The sequence below is a fragment of the Nocardia sp. NPDC050175 genome (genome assembly GCF_044459885.1).
Lineage (GTDB): Bacteria > Actinomycetota > Actinomycetes > Mycobacteriales > Mycobacteriaceae > Nocardia.
The window spans coordinates 53,064-76,061 of the sequence record NZ_JBITJI010000015.1 but is presented as its reverse complement, the minus strand read 5'-3'; the positions used below and the strand labels follow the sequence as shown (position 1 = coordinate 76,061).

Sequence of the window (22,998 nt, the reverse complement as noted above, 5' to 3'; positions counted from 1 at the left end):
GCTGGAAGCGATCGCGCCCGGGATATTCATCATCCACGGTCCGCCGGGTTGTCGACACCGTGGTCGGCCCGGAACGGCACCCGATCGGCGAGGCGGTCGAGCCGGTCGAGCAGGCCGTTGTCCTCGACGGCGGCGTGGATGTCGGGTTTGGCCGCCGCGGTCATCAACGCACGGACCGGTCCGGGGAACCAGCGGGCGAGCGGGTAGGAGATCCTGGCCTCCAGGCGGATGGGCTCGACGGCGACATTGCGCCGGATGGCCCGCACGATGATGCGGCCCGCCTTGTCCGGGTGCATGCCGAGCAACGCTTGACCTTTGAGCATCGTCTTGCGGGTGATCGAGGAGCGTTCCTCGTCCAGCACCGACGACATGCGGGCCGTCGCCGAAAGATTGGTGGCGATCAGACCGGGACAGACTGCGGTGACACCGATCTGATGTGTCACCAACTCGGCGCGCAGGCATTCACTGAAGTGCTTCACCGCGTACTTGCTGATGCTGTACGGCGCGGTGTACGGGGCGGCGGCGAAGGCCGCCATGGAGGCCACGTTCACCAGGTGCCCGCCGCGGCCGCGTTCGACCATCTGCGCGCCGAAGATGCGGCAACCGTGGATCATTGCCATCAGGTTGATGTCGATGATGCGCCGCAGATCCGCCATCGGGACGTCCAGGAACGGCCCGCCGACGAGGATGCCCGCGTTGTTGACCACCACGTCGGGCACCCCGTAGGTGCTGCGGATCTCCTTGCCGAAATCCTCGAGTGCGGCGGTGTCGGCGACGTCGAGCCGGTACGCCACGGCGAGACCGCCGAGCCGGCGGATCTCCGCGACGGCGTCCTGCGCGGAGTCCAGATCGATATCGGCGACAACGACTTCCGCGCCGACGGCGGCCAGCGCCTTGGCGGTGCCGCGGCCGATACCGCTGCCCGCGCCGGTAACCACCGCGATGCTCGGATAGAAGGGTTTCATGTTCGTCCTCGATTCGACGGGGTGTTATGCGACGCGGGTGCGGCGGGTGAACCGGCGCTTGGCCGACGGACGCTGCACCGAACCGTTGAGGGTGCGCTGGTTGAACGCGCCGATCTCGCCGATCGCCTGCCTGGCGTCCGGCAGCAGGTCGGCGGCGACCTGGAAGACGTGAATGCCCTTGTCCCAGACCTGCATCGTGCAGGTCACGCCGGCCTCGGCGCAGCGCTCTGCGAGTGCCTCGGCGTCGGCGAGCAGCACCTCGGTGGAGCCCACCTGGATCAATACCGGTGGGAGCCCGGTGAATTGATGATTGACCGGTGACCACTTCGGGTCGAGCACACCGTCCACCAGCATGCCGAGCCGGACCGGAAGGGCTAGCGCGGCAGCGCTGATCATCGGATCGCGACGATCGTTGGGGTGCGCGACGCGGCGGGTCGAGTCGTAGTCGGCCCACGGCGCGATCGCCACGATCGCGCCCGGCATGGGCAGGCCACGCTCGCGCGCGGCCAGTGCGAGCCCGAAAGTCAGTCCGCCACCGACCGAATCACCGGCGAAGACGATGCGTTCGGGCGGAAAGCCTTGCGACAGCAGCCATTCGTAGGATTCGACGCAGTCCGCGATGGTCTCCGCCAGGCGCGCCTTCGGCAGTTGCCGATAGCCGACGTTGAACACCGGCATGCCACTCGCCCTGCCGATCCGCGCCACCAGCCGACGATGCGAGTTCAGGCCACACGCCACGAACCCGCCGCCGTGGAAGTAGAGGATGGCGCTGTCTTTGACCTGCGTCGGGTCCGGCATGTCGCGCTGCCACACCCACTCCGCCGGGAAGCGGTCGAAAAGCATTGACCGCCGGACTGTTCCGCGCGGCGGCAGCAGCAGCGCGGCCAGCGGATCGAGCAGGCCGCTGAGGTGGAAATTGCGCGCGTCGCGGAAGGGAATCCCGCGGCCGACTAGGGCCACGATCGCATTCATCCCCAGCCGCAGCGTCGCATAGGACAGCGGGTGTGCGATGCGCAGCACGAGGCTCGCGCGGCGCGGCAGTTCGATCGTCACAGACGAGGCGGGAGGCCGGGCCAGGGCCCGTGGCGCGGTCGGCATGTGCGTCTCCTTTGTCCCGGCAGCATTGCCGTTGTCCCCACTGTGTAACACAGTGTAGATTGTCTGGGACAGTAGCACGAGGGCGTGCCGTTAGGAACCGAGGTAAGAGATGACCAAGTTCGACGACAAGCTGGTGATCGTGACCGGCGCGGGCAGCGGCATCGGCCGGGCCACCGCCATTCGATTCGCGAAATACGGTGCCCGAGTGGTGACCAGCGATCTGAACAAAGACACCGCACAGGACACGGTCGCCACCATCGAGGCAACCGGCGGGCGCGCGTACCCCTACGCGGTCGACGTCTCAGACGATGCGGCTATGACCGCCTTCGCCGCCACGGTCTACGACGAACACGGTGCGCCGGACGTCCTCATCAACAACGCGGGTTACACCACGGCCGGGCCGTTTCTCGGGCACAGCGTCGCGGACTGGGACCGGATCATGGGCGTGAACTTCTGGGGAGTTGTGCACGGCAGCAAGCTGTTCGGACGCCAGATGATCGACGCGGGGCGCGGCGGGCGAATCCTGAACGTGACCTCACCCGCGGCGGTACTGCCGATCCCACTCAGCACCGCCTACTGCACCAGCAAGGCCGCCGCGCAGATGCTCACCGAGTGCCTGCGGCTCGAGTTCGCCGGGACCGGCGTCGGTGTCACGGCGGTGCTGCCCGCGTTCATCAACACCGGTTTCTATCCCAACGCGCAGATCGTCGGCCTAGACGAGCAGCAGGGCATTCGCGGCAGAAACATCTCGGTGCTCGCCGCAGGCCTGGTGGCCCGCAGCCCGGAAACGGTGGCGCGCAATATTGTTCGGATCGCCGAGCGCAATCCCGCGGTCGCGCCGACCCCGTTCGAGGCAAGACTGGCATGCACGGCGGGCCGGGTTTCCCCCGGCGGCGCGCGCCTGGCCGCCCGGTTCATGGACATCGAGGGACTGCTCGGCACGGCCGAACGTTTCGTACCCGACGCGATTCTGCGACGGCTCGATGCCGCGGCCGCCCGCGCGGTAGCCGCGCGCGACTGAATTCGACTGTTCCATAGACCGTTTCGAGGATTTAGACCGACGAACGGTCACCGATCTGCCGCAGGAGGCGGCGGCTAACCCTCAGGAGCCGCTGCCTGTGGACGGGCGCGAGCGCCGCCACTCGCAGACGGCGTGGTCGGCGTCGGGGCGGTCGACGCCGTTTCGGGCGCAGCCCTGCGCCGTGTAGCCGTTCCGGTCGTAGCCGAACCTGTCATAGCCGGATCGGTTGTAACCGAAGCGGTTGTAGCCGAACCTGTCGTAACCGAAGTTGTCGAAACCGTCCGCCCCGTATTTCGGATTCTCGTTGAGATGGCCCGGACGATGCTGCGGACCGGTATTGAGGGTGCCGTCGGGGTTGGTGCAGCCGACGTCCGTAGGCAGACGACACGGGGCGGCGGACGCTGACGGGATGATCACTGCTACCGGAGCCAGCGCCAAGGTCGCAGCGACCACGGTCCGCACCACTACCCGTCGGGCTCTGCCGGTACTCACGCTGTTCATCGTCACCATCGACCTCTAGTTCACCGGGAACGCGCACACCGCGTTCGGATTCGAGACAAACCCTTCCCACCGGAAGCTTTTCCGGTCGCGGCAAGGTGTCTAATGCATTGGGTTGCAGTGGTTTTCAGTCAGCAACTGCCATAAATCCAATTTATCCGAAACGAATCTGTTTCCGCCTCAGGGGAATCCCCCATTTCACCATCCATCGTGGGACGTACCCTTCCGGTGGATCGCGCGGCCGGGCAACCCGTCGGCCACGTTCCATGACTCGACTCGCACGCCGCTTCGCCCCCCACACGGCTATTACGTCCGATCGGTCGGACTTATTGCGATAGGATGAGGACATGACGAACAGGCACCCCGCCGACGGGCGCCGAGCACGCGGCGACCGATCCAGAACCGCCGTGCTGGACGCGGTGGTCTCGATGGCCTCCGTCGCCGGGCTCGGCGCGCTGAGCATGGGCCAGGTCGCCGCCGAGGCAGGCGTGAGCAAGTCCGGCCTGTTCTCGCTCTGGCGCGACAAGGAAGAGCTGCAACTGGCGGCCATCGAACGCGCGCGAGCACAGTGGGCGGAACTGGTCGTCGCGCCCGCACTCAAAGCCCCGGCAGGCGTGCGCCAGCTGTGGGCGCTGCACGAATCCCGCCTGGCGTTCTACACCGATCTCGTGCTGCCCGGCGGCTGCTTCTTCGTGGCCATCCAGCACGAATTCGACGACCAGCCCGGGCCGGTACACGACCTGCTCGTGACCAATGCCCACGAGTGGGATGCGTTCGTGCACTCCATCATTCGCACCGCACTCGATAGCGGGGAGCTGCGGCCGGACACCGATCCCGGCGTCCTCTCCTTCGAACTCGACGCGCTGGGCTACGCCGCGGTCACCCGCGCCCGGCTGCTGGATCGCGACGCCGCGTTCGCCCAGGCCCGCGCCGCCATGCTGGGCCGACTGCGGGCGTACTGCACCGATCCGTCGATCCTGCCCGAATCATGAACTTGCGGACACCTGGATAGCCGCCTGATCGATCCGGCTCGGCGAGAGCGTATGTTGCGTAGGTAATTTCCCTGCCGCGAACGGGCAGAAGGGATGGTGCGAGGGTGCAGGCCGAGCCAGCGAGACCCGCCGATCGGGTTCCCGCTATTTCGCCGGATTCGACCAGGCTGCGGACGTTTTCGACCAGCAGACCACCTGGCCTACGCTGCGTCGGTCAGATCGATCTCTCGACGCACGACGCGTGGGAGACCGCCCTGGCCGAGCTCCCCGGCACCCCCGACATCCACCTGGAATTGTCCGAGCTGACCTTCATCGACACGCACGGCACGCTGATACTGATGGAAGCGACGAATCAGGCGGCGCAGGGCCGCCGCGTCGTGCTGCACAACCCGCCCGAGACGCTGGTCCGCATCCTGGAGCTGTTCTGGCCGTCGCTCCCGACAATCGAGGTTGACCGCGCATGACCGCCACCACCGCCGGACCACCCGACACCGATCCCTTCGCGCATCCGGCACTGTTCTACAGCGACACCGAGGAGTACCTGGCGGGCACCGTCGGGTTCATCCGAGAGGGGTTGGCCAACCACGAGCCTGTGGCGGTGTCGGTCCCCGGACCGAACCTGGACTTGATTCGTGCCGAACTCGGGGCCGAGGCCGACGCGGTGAAGCTGATGGACATGACCGTCGAAGGCCGCAACCCCGGCCGGATCATTCCCGGTGTGCTCCGCGCGTTCGCCGACACCTATCCGACCGGACGGGTGCGGATCATCGGCGAACCCATCTGGGCCGGTCGCTCGGCGACGGAGTATCCGGCCTGCGTCCAGCACGAGGCGCTGATCAATGCCGCGTTCACCGGTCGCGCGGTCACCATCCTGTGCCCCTACGACACCGAACGCCTCGACCCGACCGTGCTGGTCGACGCGCACGCCACCCACCCGACCCTGATCGACCGCAGCGGCGAACGCCCCAGTGGCGCATACGATCCCGATCGCATCGTCGCCTCGTACAACAAACCGCTGTCCCCGCCGCCCGCGATCGCCCGCGTGTTCGCCTTCGACGCCACCTCGCTCACCGAAACCCGGCACCGGGCAGGCGAATACGCGCACCGGGCGGGCATGGTCGAGGATCGCATCATCGATCTGGAACTGGTCATCGCCGAGACCATCACCAACTCGGTGGTACACGGCGGCGGCAGCGGCACCCTGGCCCTCTGGATCGACGGCAGGCAACTGCGCGCCCAGGTCCGCGACGCGGGCCACATCACCAACCCCCTGGCAGGCCGAGTACCACCGAAACCCTTCCAATTCGGCGGGCGCGGCCTGCTTCTCGTCAACCACCTGACCGACCTGGTCCGCATCCACACCGGCGTGCACGGCACCACCATCCAGATGGACATGCGCCTGGCCTGAGCGGCGTGACCCCGAAAAGCCAACCGGTACATCACTTCCCGGTGAAATTGGCCTTCCGGCGCTCGATGAACGATTGGACGCCCTCCGCGCCGTCGGCGGTCGCGAACAGCTTGGTGACGTCACCGACCAGGTGTTCGGCGGCAGCGGCGTTGCCTTCGTCGCGCGCTCGGTGTGCGGAGGCGAGGATCGTGCGGACGCCCAATGGTGCTGAGTCCTCGGCGATTTCGGTGGCCAGGGTCCGTGCCGCGGCCAGCGCCGACTCAGCATCGGGCGTGACCTGCTGGACCAGGCCGATGCGATGGGCCTCGGCGGCGTCGAATTCGGCGCCGGTGAGGATCCAGCGCATCGCGTTGCCCCAGCCCGCTTCACGCCAAAACCGCAGTGTCGCACCGCCGAACGGGTAGATACCGCGGCGGACCTCAAGCTGACTGAATCGGGCACCCTCGGCGGCGATCCGGATGTCGGCGGCCAGCAGCAGTTCGATGCCGAGCGTCATGCACCACCCCTGGGTCACCGCGATCACCGGCTTGGTCCAGTTGTAGTTCAGCCGCCACGGGTCGAGACCGTCCTCGGGATAGCTGATCGCGCCCGTTGCCAGCGCGGGCGCGGCGTCGACCAGGTCGAGGCCCGCGGTGAAATGGTCGCCCTTGCCGTACAGGACACCGACGCGCAGGTCGTCGTCGTTTTCGAGCAGGGCGTACGCGCGGGACAGCTCGGCGAGCATCTCGAGGGTGAAGGCGTTGCGCTTCTCCGGGCGGTTGAGTCCGATGAGCAGGACATGTCCGTCGCGTTCGACGGTAACGGTGTCGGCCATGAGCTCAGTCAACAACAGCCCTATGAATTATGCAATAGTCCATAATCGACACCGGGTCGGCCGCTCACGCGCCGGATTCGACACGAATCTCGCCCGCCAGCCGCTGGAAGGTGCTCGCGACGTACTCGATTCGCGCGTCCTCGAGTTCGGGCCGCGGGTAGGTGGAGCGGAAGATCGCCTCGCCGTCGAACATGTGCACAATCGAGGTGGCCAGCAGGCGGGCGACGTCGGGCGGGACGGCGGGCGACAGCGCCGCGATCGCGACCCGCTCGACGTCGTCGAGCAGCGCCTCGGCGACCGGGGCGAGCCTGGCCCGCAGCTCCGGCTCGGTGCGCGCGGCGACGAGCAGCTCGAACCAGACCGTGTTGGTCTCCTGGCGGATCTGATTGCGGGCGCGGTGCAGGATGTCCGTCAAATCCAGTGGCTGGTCGGTGCTTTCGCGCGGGTGGATATTGTCGAACGCGCGCATGTGCCTGCGGCCGACCTCTTCGGCGGCGGCCACGACCAGGTCGGTGCGCGAGTCGAAGTGCCGGAAGATACCGCCCTTGGACACACCCGCCCGGCGGCTGATCTCGCCGAGCGAGGCATTGTGGTAGCCGACCTCGGCGATGGCCTCGATGGTGGCCTCGACGAGTTTGCCGATCGTGGCGGCGCGGCGCTGGGCTTGGGTGCGGCGCGGCTCGGTCACCGCACCTGGGACCTGAGGAATCGTCCGGTGCGGTCGGTGCCGAGGATCGGCGCGGGCGTGCCGTCGCCGAAGACGTACTTGCCGCCGATGAAGACGGCCGAGACCGCCCCGTCATTGCGATTCACCATGCGAGACAGGTTGTCATACTGCGCGACCGTGCTTTCGGCATAGGCGTCCAGCGAGGCATCCAGATGTGCGGGGTCGATGATCACCAGATCCGCCCGATCGCCCTCGCGCAGGTGGCCCGCGTCGATGCCGTACCAGTCGGCGAGCTCACCGGTGAGCCGGTGCACCGCGCGTTCCAGCGAGATGAACGGCGCGCCGGACTGTTCGGCGTCGCGCACCCGGCGCAGGAAGCGGAGCCCGAAGTTGTAGAACGCCATGTTCCGCAGGTGCGCGCCCGCGTCGGAAAAGCCCAGCTGCACACCGGGATCCGCGCCGAGCTTGGTCAGGAACTTCGGCCGATGGTTGGAAATCGTGGTGCGCCAACGCAATTTGGTGCCGTGCTCGACGACCAGATCGAGGAACGCGTCCACCGGGTGCACCCCGCCACGATCGAGACCGACCTGTCCGAACGTCTGGCCGACCACGGAATCGTCCGGGCAGGCGACGATCTCGGCGTCGAAGAAGTCACGGTGCCAGACCCGCAGCCCGAACTTGGAGTCGTAGTCCTTGCGGAACCGGCGCCGATACGACTCGTCCTGCATCAGCGCGTTGCGCTCGACCTGATCGGCGAGGTGCAGCGCCGCGGCACCCGAGCCGAACTCCTCGAAGATCACCAGGTCGATGCCGTCGGCGTACACCTCGAACGGCACCGGCAGGTGCTGCCAGCGGAAGTCGCCGCCCAGTGCGTTCAGTGCGCGCGCGATCGGTCCCATGATGTAGACCAGGGCCGGATTCGCCTTGATGTCCGCGGCCGACAGCAGCGTGGTCTTCAGGCGTTTGCGGAAGATGCCCAAGCTGCTGAGCGTCATCGCGGCGATGCTGCGCACCGAGGCGATGTCGGGACCGGCCTGCAGTACCCGCCGCCGACGACGCAGAATCGCGTTGAGGCGACGACGTTCTCGGGCCTTGGCGTAGGTGGACGGCAGCGTGCGTGAGCGGCAGGTGTCACCGTCGAGCTTGTCGAAAAGCAGCTGCTGGGCCGACATTCCGACGAAGCCGGCGTCGAGGGCCTCATTCAGCGCCGATTCCATCGCGGCCTGCTCGGCCGCTGTGGGACGAACTTCCTTGCGGGTGGCGCGATCGAGTCCCATCTGCGCCGTCCGGATATCCGAATGACCAAGCATCGCCGCGATATTCGGGCCGAGTGGCAGCTCCTCCAGCGCCGCGATGTACTCGCGCGCCGAGTGCCAGGTCTTGGTCTCCTCGATGGCCTCGATGACGTGCCGCCGCGGGATGGCCTCGACCCGGCCGAACAGATCGCCCGCCTCGATCGCCCCGACGTGCACGGTCGACAGCGAGCACGACCCGAGCAGCACCGTCGTCATGCCGTGCCGCACCGACTCGGCGAGCTCGGGCGTCTTCAGCACCTCGATGTCGTAGTGCGTGTGGATGTCGATCATCCCGGGGACCACCCACTTGCCCGCGGCGTCGATGACATTCGGGCAGCCCGTCTCGTCGAGCGGCTCCGCCGACACCGCGACGACCCGATCGCCGCGAAGTCCGAGGTGGCGCGTGCCGGAGGGCGAACCGGCGCCGTCGAACCAGCGCCCGGCCTTGATGATCGTGTCGTAGCTCACTCCTACATTGCAACCGATCGGTTGCTAACCGTCAAGGACCAGTTCTCACACCTCACGGCGATGGCAGGCGAGAAATGATTTGCTGCTCCGTAACTTCCGGCTCGCTACACCGCAACTAATGCCCGCCATTCTCATTCACCAAATGCAGGAACAGGGAAGTAGCATTTCCGACCCAATTGTCCGAATAGTTGCTGAATATGATGAGCGGACGCAGCTTTCTCGGCGAATACCCCCGTGTTTCCCACATTCGCAGAAATGAGATGGAGGGGCCCATGCCCACGCTCACACCGGGACGTGCCGATCATCCGCTCGCCCTGCCCACCGAGGCGGAGATCGCCGAGGTGCGCGCCGTCGTCGCGGCCGCCGGGCTGATCGCGCCGACAACACGTTTCGTCTACGTCGGACTGGACGAGCCGGACAAATACCAGGTCTACCCATGGTCCGGCGCGTTGGATCGCCGCTTCCGGGTGCTGCTGCACGACATCGACCGCCCGAACGCCATCGATCTGATCGTGTCGCTCGGCAGCGGGGCGGTGCTCGCTCAGCGCACCCTGGACGCGGTCGTCGACGGCCAGTTGCCCGTGCTCGACGAGGAGTTCGAGCTGGTCGAGGCGGTGCTGGCGGACAACCCCGACTGGTTGGCCGCACTGGCCGCCCGCGGGCTCGACGCCACGCAGGTGCGGGTCGCCCCGCTGTCGGCAGGGGTGTTCGACTACGCGGGCGAGGAGGGCCGCCGCATTCTGCGCGGCTTGGCGTTCCACCAGCAGCACGAGAAGGACCATCCCTGGGCGCACCCGATCGACGGGCTGGTGGCGTTCGTCGACGTGATGACCCGCCAGGTGTTGCGGGTGCTCGACACCGGACCGGTCGACATACCGCAGGAATCCGGGAACTTCGACGACCCGGCCGTCACCGGTCCCCCGCGCACCACGCAAAAGCCGATCGAGATCACCCAGCCGCACGGGCCGAGTTTCACCGTGCACGGCAATCTCGTCGAATGGGAGAAGTGGTCGGTGCGAGTGGGTTTCGATGCCCGCGAGGGACTTGTCCTGCACCAGCTCGGTTTTCACGATAACGGCCGGGTCCGTCCGATAATCCACCGCGCGTCCATCGCGGAAATGGTGGTGCCCTACGCCGATCCGTCGCCGATCCGCTCCTGGCAGAACTACTTCGACACCGGCGAGTACCTCGTCGGACGCTACGCCAACGCGCTCGAGCTCGGCTGCGACTGCCTCGGCGACATCACCTATTTCGACGCCGTCATCGCCGACGAGGCGGGCAACCCGCGCGTGCTGCGCAACGCGATCTGCATGCACGAGGAGGACTTCGGCGTGCTGTGGAAGCACACCGACCTGTGGACCGGGTCGCGCGAGGTGCGCAGGCAACGCAGGCTGGTGATCTCGTTCTTCACCACGGTGGGCAACTACGACTACGGCTTCTTCTGGTACCTGTACCTCGACGGCACCATCGGCTTCGAGGTCAAGGCGACCGGAATCGTCTTCACCGCAGCGTATCCCGGCGCCGATCACCCGTTCTCCACCCAAGTGGCACCTGGTCTCGGCGCGCCGTATCACCAGCACCTGTTCAGCGCTCGACTCGACATGATGGTCGACGGGCATCGCAATCGCGTCGAAGAGGTAGAGAGCGTCCGCGTACCGATCGGCCCGGACAACCCGCACGGCAACGCTTTCACGCTGCAGCGCACCACGCTCGCTCGCGAATCGACGGCGCAGCGGCTCGCGGACAATCGCGTCGGCCGTACCTGGCAGATCAGCAATCCCGACGTACTCAACCGCCTCGGCCTGCCCGTCTCTTACGTGCTGCACCCCGAGGGCAAGGAAACCCTGCTCGCCGACGACGCAGCACCGATCGCCAAGCGGGCCGCATTCGCGACGAAGAGCCTCTGGGTCAGCCGCTACGATCCCGCACAGCGTTATGCCGCAGGCGATTTCGTGAACCAGCATCCGGGCGGCGCCGGTCTTCCGGAGTACGTCGCCGCCGATCGACCACTCGACAACGAAGACCTGGTCGTGTGGCACACGTTCGGCCTCACGCATTTTCCGCGACCGGAGGACTGGCCGATCATGCCGGTCGACTACACCGGATTCGTGCTCAAACCGGTCGGCTTCTTCGACCGCAATCCCACCCTCGACGTGCCGCGCGCCGGCCACGGCGCGGCGTCGACCAGTTGCTGCCATGGAGCTCCCGATGACTGAATCATCCACTGCCGGTGCACGATTACGCGGTTCGATCGGGGTGACGGGGATCGTGTTCCTCGTCATCGCGGCCGCCGCCCCGCTGACCGCCGTCGGTGGCGCGCTGCCGCTGATGATCGGGCTCGGGAACGGGGCGGGCGCACCGACGGCTTACCTCGTCGCGGCGGCCGTCCTACTCGTCTTCAGCGTCGGATACGCGGCGATGAGTGGTCATTTGGACGAGGCGGGCGCGTTCTACGCCTACGTCCGCAGCGGTCTCGGCGTCAGCGCCGGAATCGGGGCGGCCGGGCTGGCATTGCTCACCTACACCGCCATCCAGGCCGGAATCTACGGACTGGCGGCATCGACCGTCGAAGAGCTCGTCGTGCACTACGGCGGGCCCGACTTGCCTTGGTATATCTACGCTTTCGCGCTGATGGCGGTCGTCGCCGTGCTCGGCTATCGCAACATCGAACTCGGCGCAAAGGTTCTCGGTGTACTGCTCGTGGTCGAGATCGGCATCATCGTCGCGTTGTCCGCCGCCGTGCTGCTGCACGGTGGCGCGCACGGCATCGACACCGTCTCCTTCACTCCGTCGGCGTTCTTCGACGGCTCTCCCGGCGTGGCATTGATGTTCGCCATCGCGTCGTTCATCGGCTTCGAGGCCACCGCGATCTACGGCGAGGAGACCCGCGATCCGCGCCGCACCATCCCGCGGGCCACCTACCTCGCGGTGCTCACGATCGGCGCGCTGTACGCGGTGGCCAGCTGGGCGGTGGTGCTCGCGTTCGGCAGCGACGACGTCGCGGCGGCCGCGGGCGACGATCCCGAAGGATTGACCTTCACCGCCGCGCGGCTGTTCCTCGGCGAGTCCGCCGCCGACCTCATGTCGATCCTGCTGGTAACCAGCTTGTTCGCCGCCTTGCTCGCGTTCCACAACGCGATCTCTCGCTACGGCTACGCGCTGGCCCGCGACGGCGTCGGTCATCCGGCCCTGGGCCACATCCATCCGCGCCACGGCTCCCCGCACAAGGCGTCGCTCGCTCAAACCCTGTCGGCGACACTGGTCGTCGGCACGTTCGCCCTCGCGGGCGCGGACCCGGTGCGGCACCTGTTCACCTGGATGTCCGGCCTGGCCACGGTTGCCATCCTGCTGCTGATGCTGCTCACCAGCGTCGCCATCATCGCCTTCTTCCGCCGCACCGGCCTGGACCGCCGACGCTGGCACACCGTCCTCGCACCGACCCTCGGCACAGCCGGGTTACTAGTCGTAACAGCCCTGGTCATCGACAATTTCACCACCTTGGTCGGCGGCTCGGCGATCGTCGCGACCACCCTGCTGGCCATCGTCGCGGCGACCTTCGGTATCGGCGCCGCCATCGCCCGGAAACGACGGGCGACAACCTCCGTCAGCTAACGATTCGGCGTGGCGTGCGCCCGACTCGGTAGCGCGCGGACCCGACTCGGGACACACTTGACGGCGTGAATCGCATGCCATTCGGGCCGATCGCCGACGACCGGGCCGGTCCGCGGTGACCGCCCTCGCCCGCGGCGAGAACCGGCCCGCGCCCGCCGACCGGATGACGGTGACCGTCACCTGCTCGGCCGGGGTCGACGTCTCCGCGCTGCTGCTCAACGCCGACGGACGGGTCCGGACCGACGCCGACTTCGTATTCTTCAATCAGCCGGTCGGGCCCGGCGTCACCTATCGGCACGGCAGCGGTCGTGGCGACATGGTCGACGTGCAGACCAGCGCGCTGCCACCGGATGTCGACAAGGTGGTGGTCACCGCCAGCCTCGACGGCAGCGGACCGCCCACCTTCGCCGCCGCGGGCACGCTGCTCGCCACGATCGGATCCGATTCGGGGGCATTGACTTTCCCGATGGACGGGCTCACCACCGAAACCGCCGTGGTGTGCGTGGAGATCTATCGCCGCGGTGGCGCCTGGAAGGTGCGCGCGGTCGGCCAGGGCTACGACAACGGGCTGGCCGGTATCGCGACGGCGTTCGGCGTGAATATCGACGACGAGCCCGAAGCTCCCGCCGCGCCGAATCCGCCTGCCGCCGCACCGGTTTCGGCGCCGAACTACCAGCCACAGGCCGCGCCGAACTACCCGCCGCCTGCCCAGAACTACCCGCCGCCCGCTCCCCCGCCGTCGTACCCGTCGGCCCCCGCATACTCACCGCCCGCACCATCATCACCTCAGCAAGGAGCACTGCCGATGCAGAGCGATCTGTTCAACCCGAACCACGCCGAAGTCACCGGCGTCGGCATCCAGAAGCAGGGCGGCAAGATGATCAAGGTCGCCGTCAACGGCGAGGTGATGGCTCGGGCCGGTTCCATGGTCGCCTACCAGGGCGACATGCAGTTCAAGGCGCTCGGCTCCGGCGGCATCGGCCGCGCCATCACCCAGCGGCTCACCGGTGAGGGCGTGCCGCTGATGAACGTCTCCGGCCGCGGCGACCTGTTCCTCGCCGACAGCGCCGCCGACGTGCACATCATCGACCTCGACGGCAGCGACGGCCTCACCATCAACGGCTCCAACGTGCTCGCCTTCGACACCAGCCTGTCCTACCGGGTCGCCCGGGTGCAGGGCGCGGCGGGAGTCGCCAGCAACGCCGGGCTTTTCAACTGCGTGTTCACCGGCCGCGGCCGAATCGCCATCACCACGCACGGCTCGCCGGTGGTGCTCCAGGTCGACCAACCGACCTACGCCGATCCGCAGGCGGCGGTGGCGTGGTCGTCGAGCCTGCAGACCGGAATCAAGCGCAACGACTCGTTCGGACTCGGCCGGTTGATCGGCCGCAGCACCGGAGAAGGACTCACGCTGGCCTTCTCCGGGCGCGGCTTCGTCATCGTGCAGCCCTCGGAGCTGCCGCCCGGCGGGCTCATCGGCGGCACCGGCGGCGGCCAGCAGGCCGGACAGAGCGGCGGCGCACTCGGCGGATTGTTCGGATAGTGAAACACCTGCGCGCCGCGATTGACCCGGCGCGCATGGTCCGCGATGATCCCTATCACCTCGCATTCTCCAGTTTCTTGCGACGAGGTACTCCTATTCACCCTGGCATTCGGCACGAAGCGTGGCGGCAAGGCGAAGAGAGGCCTGAAATTGATGAGCAGCAAGCGTTTTAGAGAGTGGTCGGCAAGATTCGCGGTACTCACCGGAGTCGCAATTGCCGGATTCGCAATGACAGCAACCGCGCAGGCCGAACCGCTATGGCCCGGCGGACCGGACATTCCCGGCATTCCTGCCATCATTCAGCCGCCGCCGCCCGCACCGGTCTACGCGCCGTGCACCGCGGCGAAGACGCGCGCGTGCATGCGGCTGTCGACCAAGGAAATGTGGCTGATGGAGGACGGCAAGACCATCTACGGTCCGAAGCCGATCGAGATCGGCAGGCCGGGATACGAGTCGCATGTCGGTGTCTTCGACGTCGACTTCAAGCGCGAACATTTCTGGAGCACAATGCACAACGCGCCGATGGAGTGGGCCGTCTTCTTCGACGGCGATATCGCCACCCACATCGGTCCGCTCGATTCCAACTCGCACGGCTGCATTCGGATGAACCCCGATGCCGCGGAGGCCACTTACCGCCACCTCGAGCCCGGTGACATCGTCGAGGTCGTGGAGTGAGCTGGTAATTCCATTCCTCGCATAAACGGGATGCCGTGACCGGCATCCCGTTTTTGTTTGCCCGATCCCGCCCCGGATCGATCCGATCCGGTCAGCGAACCGGAGGGTTCCGGCAATGGTGATCAGCTCCCCAGAATTGCGCCAGGGCTGCTGACGTGGCCGTGGGCAATGTGGAGGGTAGCGGGATGCCAGACGACTTCGGGCGAGGCAAGCAGGGTGGGGCACGGACCGATGCGGCGAGCGAGCCGAGCGGACCGAAGGCACCCTCGATCGCGCTGCCGAAGGGCGGCGGCGCGATCAAGGGAATCGGGGAGAAGTTCGCGGCGAATCCGGTGACCGGGACCGGCTCGCTGACCGTCCCGATCAGTGTCAGCCCCGGCCGCGGCGGGTTCGGGCCGCAGTTGTCGCTCGGCTACGACTCGGGGTCGGGCAATGGACCGTTCGGGTTGGGCTGGAGTCTGGGGCTGCCCGCGATCACCCGCAAGACCGACAAGGGGCTGCCGAGATACGACGAGGCCGGTGAGTCGGATGTGTTCATTCTGTCCGGCGCGGCGGATCTGGTTCCGGTTCTGGTTGAGCAGCAAGGGAATTGGGTTCGCGAGGAACTGCCGATCCGCACCGTCGGCGGGAACGACTACCACGTCCGGCGCTACCGGCCACGCGTCGAAGGGTTGTTCGCGCGCATCGAGCACTGGACGAATCTCGCCGACGCGCGCGACGTGAGTTGGCGCTCGATCTCCCGGGACAACGTCACGACCTGGTACGGCCGCGACGCTCGGTCGCGTATCGCCGATCCCGTGAATCCGCAACACATCTTCAGCTGGTTGATCTGCCTGAGCTACGACGACAAAGGCAACGTCATCAGCTATGAGTACAAATCCGAGAACAACGAGCAGATCCCGGCGGACCGGGCCAGCGAACTCCCGCGCGAGCGCCGGGCCAACCGATACCCGAAGCGAATTCGCTACGGAAACCACACGCCGTACTTCCCCACCCTGGACCCGGTAGCCGCCTGGCCGATGCCGCCCGCAGACGACCAGTGGTATTTCGAGCTGGTCTTCGATTATGGCGAACACGATCTCGCGCACCCGCTGCCCGCGGACGGGCCAGGCTGGGGCAATCGGCCGGACCCGTTCTCGTCCTACCGCTCCGGTTTCGAGGTACGCACCCACCGGCTCTGCCGACGCGCCTTGATGTTTCATCACTTTCCCGGCGAACCCGAGGTCGGCGCCGACTGCCTGGTCCGTTCCACCGACTTCGGTTACGCCCATGACGTCGACCCAGCTGACGAGCGCAATCCGATCTACGCCCAGCTCAATTCGGTCACCCAGCACGGCTACCGGCGCCAGGACGACGGATACCGCAGCAGGGCGTTGCCGCCGGTCGAATTCGGCTACAGCGAGGCGCGGATTCAGAGCGAGTTGCGCGAACTCGACCGGGACAGCCTGTCGGGCTTGCCGATCGGCTTGGACGGCACCGGATATCAGTGGGTCGATCTCGATGGCGACGGCGTCGCTGGCATCCTCACCGAGCAGGACGGCGGCTGGTTCTATAAGCGAAACCTGAGTCCTGCCAACGCAGTTGGTGACGCCCGCCTCGGGGTACCCGAGCTCGTCGCGCCACTGCCCGCGGTCTCGCTGGCCGCCGGTGCCCGCTTCGTCGACCTGGCGGGCGACGGGCGACCGGACGTGGTGCGGTTCGACGGACCCGATCCGGGCTTCTACGAGCGCGGCGACGACAGCTGGTCGCCGTTCGCACTCTTCGACCAACTGCCCAACCAGAATTGGCACGACCCGAACCTGCGCTTCATCGATCTCGACGGCGACGGCCGTTCCGATGTGCTGATCGCCGAGCAGGACGCCCTCGTCTGGTATCCGTCGCTGGGCGAGGACGGCTTCGGCCCGGAACAGCGCGTCGCCACCGGCGGAGACGAAAATCGCGGTCCGGCAGTTATTTTCGCCGACGGCGAGCAGACCGTCCAGCTCGCCGATATGACCGGCGACGGCCTCACCGACCTGGTCCGGATCCGCAACGGCGAGGTCTGCTACTGGCCGAACCTCGGCTACGGCCAGTTCGGCAGGAAGGTCACCATGGACCGCGCGCCGTGGTTCGACCATCCCGACCGGTTCGACAGCCAGCGCGTCCTGGTGGCCGACATCGACGGTTCCGGCACCACCGACCTCCTCTACCTGCACGCCGACGGCCTCCGCGTCTACCTCAACCAGTCCGGCAACAGCTGGGGAAAGCCAGTGGCACTGCCGGTCTTTCCGCCTGTCGCCGAGCCGATTCGAGTGCAGGCGCTCGACCTGCTCGGCAACGGCACCGCCTGCCTGGTGTGGTCCTCTCCCCTGGCAGGTGATGCGCACGCCCCGCTGCGCTATCTCGATCTGATGGGCGGGCAGAAGCCGCACCTGCTCGTTTCGGTCAAGAACAACCTGGGTGCCGAAACCGAGATCAGTTACACACCGTCGACCGCGTTCTATCTAGCCGACAAGCTGGCCGGAAATCCCTGGGCCACAAAGCTTCCCTTCCCCGTCCACGTCGTCGATCGGGTCACGGTGCGAGATCGCTGGCGCAACACCACCTTCGCGAGCACCTACAGCTATCACCACGGCTACTTCGACGGACCCGAACGCGAATTCCGTGGCTTCGGACGCATCGAGCAGATCGATACCGAGGACTACGGGACCTTCGGCGATGCGAACACCAACAGCCCGTACGTAACTCAGGACCACCGGCTCTATCAACCGCCCGTCAAAACGGTCACCTGGTTCCACACCGGTGCACCGACGCTGCAGCAGTTCGAGCGTGAATACTTCCCCCGCTGGTTCGAAGACCAGCAGCCCGGCACCCAGGTGCTCGGCACCTTCCACGAGCGTGCCGTCCCGGAACCGGATCTCGACGCACTCGACCTTACCGCCGATGAGCGGCGGGAAGCACTGCGCGCATGCCGCGGAACGGCAGTACGCCAGGAGGTCTATGAATTGGCGGTCGAGGCGCTGACGACCGGCACGCAGCGACCGATCCGGCTCTTCTCCGCGACCTCACACGGACAGCACATTCGACTGATTCAGCCACGAAAGGGCAACCAGCACGCTGTCTTTCACACGACCGAGGCCGAGTCGGTCAGCTACCACTACGAACTCGACCTGCGCCCGGCAACGCCGACACCCGACCCGCGGATCAGCCACACGCTCAATCTGCGCTTCGACGAGTACGGCAATGTGCTGCAAAGCGTCACGGTCGGTTACCCACGTTGGCTAGCGGTACCGCTGAACGACCCGCTACTGCCCGCCGGAGTCGAAACCTTGGTCGCCGCGGTACAGGGTGAGCTCCATCTCGCCTACGTCGAGAACCGCTTCACCAATGATGCCATCCCCGACCCGGATCAGTATCGCCTCCGCATACCCTGCGAGACAACGACTTACGAGCTCACCGGGATCACTCCGGGCGATCGATACTTCGATATCGACCGGTTGCTCGGGTTCGAGATCAGCGACAACTATGCGGGTCACGGGACACCGGTCGAGACAATTCCGTATCAGCAGTTGCCCGACCACACACATCCGCAGCGACGGCAGGTCGAGCACACGCGCACGCTGTTCTGCTCCGACGCACTGAACGATCCATTGCCTTTCGCATCGCTGAATGCCAGAGCCCTGCCCTATGAGACCTACACCCTCGCATCAACCGACGCACTACTGGCGACGATATTCGGCGACCTGCTGACACCCGATGTGACTGCGGCACTGGGCAACACAACCGTCAGCGGCTATCTGAGCGGACCGGAAGCCATTCGGCTGCTCGGTCCGGACGCCGCTGGCCAGTATTGGCGGCGCGCCGGAGTCGCGGGCTACCGTACCGACGCAGCGCAGCATTTCTATCTCGCGCAGCGCTACATCGACCCCTTCGGCAATGCCACTGTGCTCGAATACGACTCGCGCGATCTGTTCCCGCTGACGAGCACCGACGCCCTCGGCAATCGCACCGAGACAATCGAATTCGACTTCCGCGTCCTGGCGCCTATCCACGTCGAGGACATCAACGGCAACCATTCCCGGCTGAAGTTCGATGCCCTCGGCATGCCGACCGCATCGGCACTGAGCGGAAAGCAGGGCGAGGGCGACACCCTCGACGGATTCGACGATGCGACAACGGATGTCGACGATGCCACCCTGCTCGCCTTCTTCGTGACCGACGACTACCACGCGGCAGCGGCACAGACGCTGCTCGGCGGCGCGACCGCACGCCACCTCTACTACTTCGGCGAAACCGTGCAGAACGGCACCATCATCTGGGGCACCCACCCGCCATGCGCGGCCGGAATCATGCGCGAGCAGCACCACGCACAGGCACCGAACAGCCTGGTACAGGCCAAGTTCGAATACTCCGACGGTGCCGGGACGGTCCTCGTCGCGAAGGTCCAAGCCGAGCCCGCGACACCCGGCGGCCCGCTGCGCTGGATCGCGAACGGCAAGACGATCCAGAACAACAAGGGAAAACCGGTCAAGCAATACGAGCCGTACTTCAGCCCACCCGAGGTCGGGCACCGCTACGAGGAACCGGCCGACCTCGGTGTGACCCCAGTACTTTTCTACGACGCGATCGGACGGCAGATCCGCACCGACTCCCCCGACGGCAGCATCACCAGGGTGGAATACACGCCGTGGCAGTTCGCCGCCTACGACGCGAACGACACCGTGCTGGAACCTGGCAACGCCTGGTACACCCGAATGAGCACGTCCACGGTGCCTGCCGAGCGCCGCGCCGCACAGCTCGCCGCCGCGCACGCAGGCACACCCGCAGGGACAGTGCTGGACAGTCTCGCGCGCACGGTGCTGACGGTCGTGCACAACCGCACCGACGGCGTCGACGAAAAACAGGCCACCTTCACCAGGCTCGATGCCGAAGGCAAGCCGCTGTGGATTCAGGACGCGCGCGGCAACCGGGTGATGCAATACGTCACGCCGCCGCTGCCGGGTGGCGTCCATCCGTTCGACGACGCCCAGAACATCACCCCACAGGGATTCGCGCCGTGCTACGACATCGGCGGAACGGAACTGTTCCGGCACACCATGGACGCGGGAGTGCGTTGGACGCTGTCCGACGCCGCGGGTAAACCGTTCTTCGCCTGGAACAGCCGAGGCTTCCGCAACCGGATGACCTACGACGCATTGCACCGCCCACTCGCCGTATTCGTCACCGCTACCGGCGATTCGACGCCGGGCGGCGACCCACGCGATCCGGCACTGCCTGCCGCCGAGGCGCTCGTCGAGCGACGGATCTACGGCGAAGCCCATCCGAACGCCGATAACAACCTGCGCGGCAAGCCGTTTCGCATCTATGACGGCGCCGGTGTCGCGACCAGCGCTCGCTACGATTTCAAGGGCAACCTGCTGACCAGCGACCGCCGTTTCACCCGCGATTACACCACCGTCGCGGATTGGTCGCCCCTCGCCGACTTGACCGGCATCGACGAAATCGAAACTGCCGCAGCGCCGTTGCTCACCACGGAGGCACTCACCAGCCGTACCGAGTACGACGCACTCAACCGCCCGATGACGGTGACCGCGCCGGACGCAAGTATCTACCGCGCGATGTTCAACGAGGCGGGCCTGATCGAACGAGTCGAGGTCGCCCTACCCGGCACCGCCTCGGCCACCCCATTCGTGACGAACATCGACTACAACGCCAAGGGCCAGCGGACCGGAATCGACTACGGCAACGGCGCCGCCACCCGATACACCTACGACCCGTTCACTTTCCGGCTGTCCTCGCTGCGCACGACCCGCCCCGCCGGCCCTGACACCACCGCCTCCCTGCTGTTCACCAACGCGGCCGTGGTCCAGGACCTGCGCTACACCTACGACCCCTCCGGCAACGTCACCCGCATCGAAGACGCCGCGCTCGCGACGACCGTACAAGCCAGTGCCACTTGCGATTACGTGTACGACGCGCGATACCAGCTCATCGCGGCGAGCGGCCGCGAGCACAGCGGCCAAACCGATTTCGCGCTGAGCCCGAACGACAGCAGCCGCCGCGACTACCCCTTCGCCGGTGCCCGCGTGCACGCCAACGACCTGCAGGGGCTGCGCGGCTATATCGAGCGCTACCGCTACGACGCCGTCGGCAACATCATTCGGCTGGCCCATCACGCCGGAAGCAACGTCGAGCAGCCCGGCGCGACACTGTGGCAGCGCCGCTACCAGTACGCACTCGACAGCAATCGGCTGCTGGCGACCAGCCTCCCCGGCGACCCGGACGATCTGCCGGATTATGTTGCGACGGGCGGCTATTCCGCCAAGTACGGCTACGACACCCGCGGGAACATCGCGGAGATGTCACACCTCCCGCTGATGCGATGGAACTACCGAGATCAGCTGGGTGCCACCGCGCAGCAGGTGGTCACCAGCGGCACCCGCGAAACCACCTACTACCTCTACGATGCCAACGGCGAGCGGATCCGAAAGGTCACCGAGACCCGCAACGGCACGCCCAAGAACGAGCGAATATATCTGGGCGGCTTCGAAATCTACCGCGAGCACAGCGGCGGCACCGTTTCCCTCGAACGCCGATCCCTGCACGTGATGGACGATCACCAGCGCGTCGCACTGGTCGAAACCGACGCCGCCGCACTCGGTTCGCCACGGATCCGCTACCAGCTCGGCAACAACCTGGGCTCGGCGAGCGTCGAGCTCGACCAGCACGGCGCGCTGATCGCCTACGAGGACTACCACCCCTACGGCACCGCGGCGTTCCAAGCCGGACGCAGCGCCGCCGAGGTCGGCCTGAAGCGCTATCGCTACACCGGCAAGGAACGCGACGACGAGACCGGGTTCGGCTATCACAGCGCCCGCTACCTGCTGCCCTGGCTCGGGCGATGGCTCAGTACCGATCCGGCCGGATTGGCCGACGGCACGAATGTCTATGCGTATGGCCGAAACTGCCCGACCGGCAACGTGGACAGTCAGGGCACGCAATCGACGCCGCCGAGCCCGGCGGCCGTCGGCGAGCAGATCAAGGACATTCTGCACAGCTACCAGCGACCGACCGCGGGAACCGAGACCGGCGATTATGCGATCGATGTGAAACAGACCGTCGTCGCCAAGGACGAGCCGGAGGGGCCGCGCACCGCCGCCTCGGGTCCGCCGCCCGTGCCGGACTTCGACGGCGGCCCGCACGGCTACACCGACCAGCGCGAAAAACTGAAGCACGGTTCCACGAAGGATCGAGTGCATGCCACCCTGCTCACCCCGCTGGCGATCGGCGAGGCCGCGCTCCGCAACACCTTGAACGCGCTGCCGACGGCGGGACGGTACGCCCAGCGGTGGATCTGGTACGACATGCACGGCCAGGCAGGCAAGGGCCTCGGCGAGCTCGCGAAGGGCGTCGGGACGACCGTGCTCCTGCTGCTCGACGTGAAGGCGCTGGCCGGGATCGTGGAATCGACCGTCAAGGGCGCGGGGCGGCACACCCTGACCGACGTTGCCAAAGACGAGGTCGGGGCGCTGAAGGTCGGCTACGACAAGAAGGAGTTGCGCCGCGCCGCCGACCTCATCGACGACGTCAACAAGACCGAGGGTGTCTACAAGGCCGCGGCCACCGAGGAAGAAGTCCGGTCCTTCCTGGACTTCAAACAGGCCTACAACAACGCGCGCCGCGAGCTGGCGAAGTTCGGTGCGCCGTTCGAGGGCTTCGAGAAGCAGGCGATCAAGGACGTGAACATCGGCATGCTGCGCGGTACCCGGGCCAAGGACTTCACGGCGGCGAACAAGGCCGCGGGCCTCGCCGAGACCCCGAAGGGGTGGACCTGGCACCATCACCCGGACTACGGGCGAATGGTGCTGGTGCCCACCTGGTTCCATGATTTGTACCCGCATTGGGGCGGTGTCTCCATCTACAATGCGGTGTCCAAGGTGCCGTATCCGCGATGATCGGCCGG

Annotated in this window: 15 protein-coding genes; 9 read left to right on the top strand and 6 right to left on the bottom strand. The window is 66.7% G+C overall.

The genetic code is table 11. From position 1 onward, the window contains the following. Window positions 1-29 precede the first annotated feature (29 nt). Window positions 30-965 (bottom strand): SDR family NAD(P)-dependent oxidoreductase, encoded by a 936-nt coding sequence (locus ACIBK2_RS37840; RefSeq protein WP_396974704.1) that lies wholly within the window; start codon window positions 963-965, stop codon window positions 30-32. Window positions 966-989: 24 nt separating this feature from the next. Beyond that, a complete protein-coding gene (locus ACIBK2_RS37835) occupies window positions 990-2,063 on the bottom strand; it encodes an alpha/beta hydrolase (protein ID WP_396974702.1) in 1,074 nt (357 codons plus the stop codon). A gap of 109 nt (window positions 2,064-2,172) precedes the next feature. On the opposite strand from ACIBK2_RS37835, the gene ACIBK2_RS37830 reads away from it, so the two are divergent. Further along, window positions 2,173-3,084 carry an SDR family NAD(P)-dependent oxidoreductase gene (locus tag ACIBK2_RS37830; RefSeq protein WP_396974700.1) on the top strand — a complete coding sequence of 304 codons (912 nt, stop codon included), beginning with the start codon at window positions 2,173-2,175 and terminating at the stop codon, window positions 3,082-3,084. 81 nt (window positions 3,085-3,165) lie between these two features. Here the strand turns inward: ACIBK2_RS37830 and ACIBK2_RS37825 are convergent, their stop codons facing one another. Then, window positions 3,166-3,576 carry a hypothetical protein gene (locus ACIBK2_RS37825; protein ID WP_396974698.1) on the bottom strand — a complete coding sequence of 137 codons (411 nt, stop codon included), beginning with the start codon at window positions 3,574-3,576 and terminating at the stop codon, window positions 3,166-3,168. Window positions 3,577-3,929: 353 nt separating this feature from the next. On the opposite strand from ACIBK2_RS37825, the gene ACIBK2_RS37820 reads away from it, so the two are divergent. The 3 genes from ACIBK2_RS37820 to ACIBK2_RS37810 all read left to right on the top strand — a co-directional run bounded on the left by ACIBK2_RS37820 (window position 3,930) and on the right by ACIBK2_RS37810 (window position 5,982). Continuing rightward, window positions 3,930-4,574, top strand: a complete 645-nt coding sequence (locus ACIBK2_RS37820; RefSeq protein ID WP_396974696.1) for a TetR/AcrR family transcriptional regulator — start codon at window positions 3,930-3,932, stop codon at window positions 4,572-4,574. Between the two features lie 104 nt (window positions 4,575-4,678). Next, on the top strand, window positions 4,679-5,038 hold the full coding sequence (locus ACIBK2_RS37815) for an STAS domain-containing protein (RefSeq protein ID WP_396974694.1): 360 nt from the start codon (window positions 4,679-4,681) through the stop codon (window positions 5,036-5,038). Next, window positions 5,035-5,982 carry an anti-sigma factor RsbA family regulatory protein gene (locus ACIBK2_RS37810; RefSeq protein ID WP_396974691.1) on the top strand — a complete coding sequence of 316 codons (948 nt, stop codon included), beginning with the start codon at window positions 5,035-5,037 and terminating at the stop codon, window positions 5,980-5,982. Before ACIBK2_RS37815 ends, ACIBK2_RS37810 begins: the two co-directional genes overlap by 4 nt. Window positions 5,983-6,013: 31 nt before the next feature. On the opposite strand, the gene ACIBK2_RS37805 is transcribed toward ACIBK2_RS37810, so the two are convergent. From ACIBK2_RS37805 to ACIBK2_RS37795, 3 genes are all read right to left on the bottom strand, one after another. Next, window positions 6,014-6,796 carry a crotonase/enoyl-CoA hydratase family protein gene (locus tag ACIBK2_RS37805; RefSeq protein WP_396974689.1) on the bottom strand — a complete coding sequence of 261 codons (783 nt, stop codon included), beginning with the start codon at window positions 6,794-6,796 and terminating at the stop codon, window positions 6,014-6,016. 64 nt (window positions 6,797-6,860) lie between these two features. Continuing rightward, window positions 6,861-7,484: a TetR/AcrR family transcriptional regulator gene (locus tag ACIBK2_RS37800; RefSeq protein WP_396974687.1), complete on the bottom strand. Its 624-nt coding sequence runs from the start codon at window positions 7,482-7,484 to the stop codon at window positions 6,861-6,863. After that, window positions 7,481-9,226, bottom strand: a complete 1,746-nt coding sequence (locus ACIBK2_RS37795; RefSeq protein WP_396974685.1) for an amidohydrolase family protein — start codon at window positions 9,224-9,226, stop codon at window positions 7,481-7,483. Before ACIBK2_RS37795 ends, ACIBK2_RS37800 begins: the two co-directional genes overlap by 4 nt. Window positions 9,227-9,498: 272 nt before the next feature. Here ACIBK2_RS37795 and ACIBK2_RS37790 point away from each other — a divergent pair, with 272 nt between their 5' ends. The 5 genes from ACIBK2_RS37790 (at window position 9,499) to ACIBK2_RS37770 (ending at window position 22,990) form a co-directional block, all read left to right on the top strand. Beyond that, window positions 9,499-11,442, top strand: a complete 1,944-nt coding sequence (locus ACIBK2_RS37790) for a primary-amine oxidase (RefSeq protein ID WP_396974683.1) — start codon at window positions 9,499-9,501, stop codon at window positions 11,440-11,442. Further along, window positions 11,435-12,838, top strand: coding sequence for an APC family permease (locus ACIBK2_RS37785; RefSeq protein WP_396974681.1), 1,404 nt, complete (start codon window positions 11,435-11,437; stop codon window positions 12,836-12,838). Before ACIBK2_RS37790 ends, ACIBK2_RS37785 begins: the two co-directional genes overlap by 8 nt. Window positions 12,839-12,953: 115 nt before the next feature. Continuing rightward, window positions 12,954-14,381 carry an AIM24 family protein gene (locus ACIBK2_RS37780; RefSeq protein ID WP_396974679.1) on the top strand — a complete coding sequence of 476 codons (1,428 nt, stop codon included), beginning with the start codon at window positions 12,954-12,956 and terminating at the stop codon, window positions 14,379-14,381. Window positions 14,382-14,609: 228 nt separating this feature from the next. Continuing rightward, window positions 14,610-15,056 carry a L,D-transpeptidase gene (locus ACIBK2_RS37775; RefSeq protein WP_396974677.1) on the top strand — a complete coding sequence of 149 codons (447 nt, stop codon included), beginning with the start codon at window positions 14,610-14,612 and terminating at the stop codon, window positions 15,054-15,056. A gap of 185 nt (window positions 15,057-15,241) precedes the next feature. After that, entirely contained in the window at window positions 15,242-22,990 is a 7,749-nt protein-coding gene (locus ACIBK2_RS37770; protein ID WP_396974676.1) for a SpvB/TcaC N-terminal domain-containing protein, read from the top strand. The last annotated feature ends 8 nt before the right edge of the window (window positions 22,991-22,998 follow it).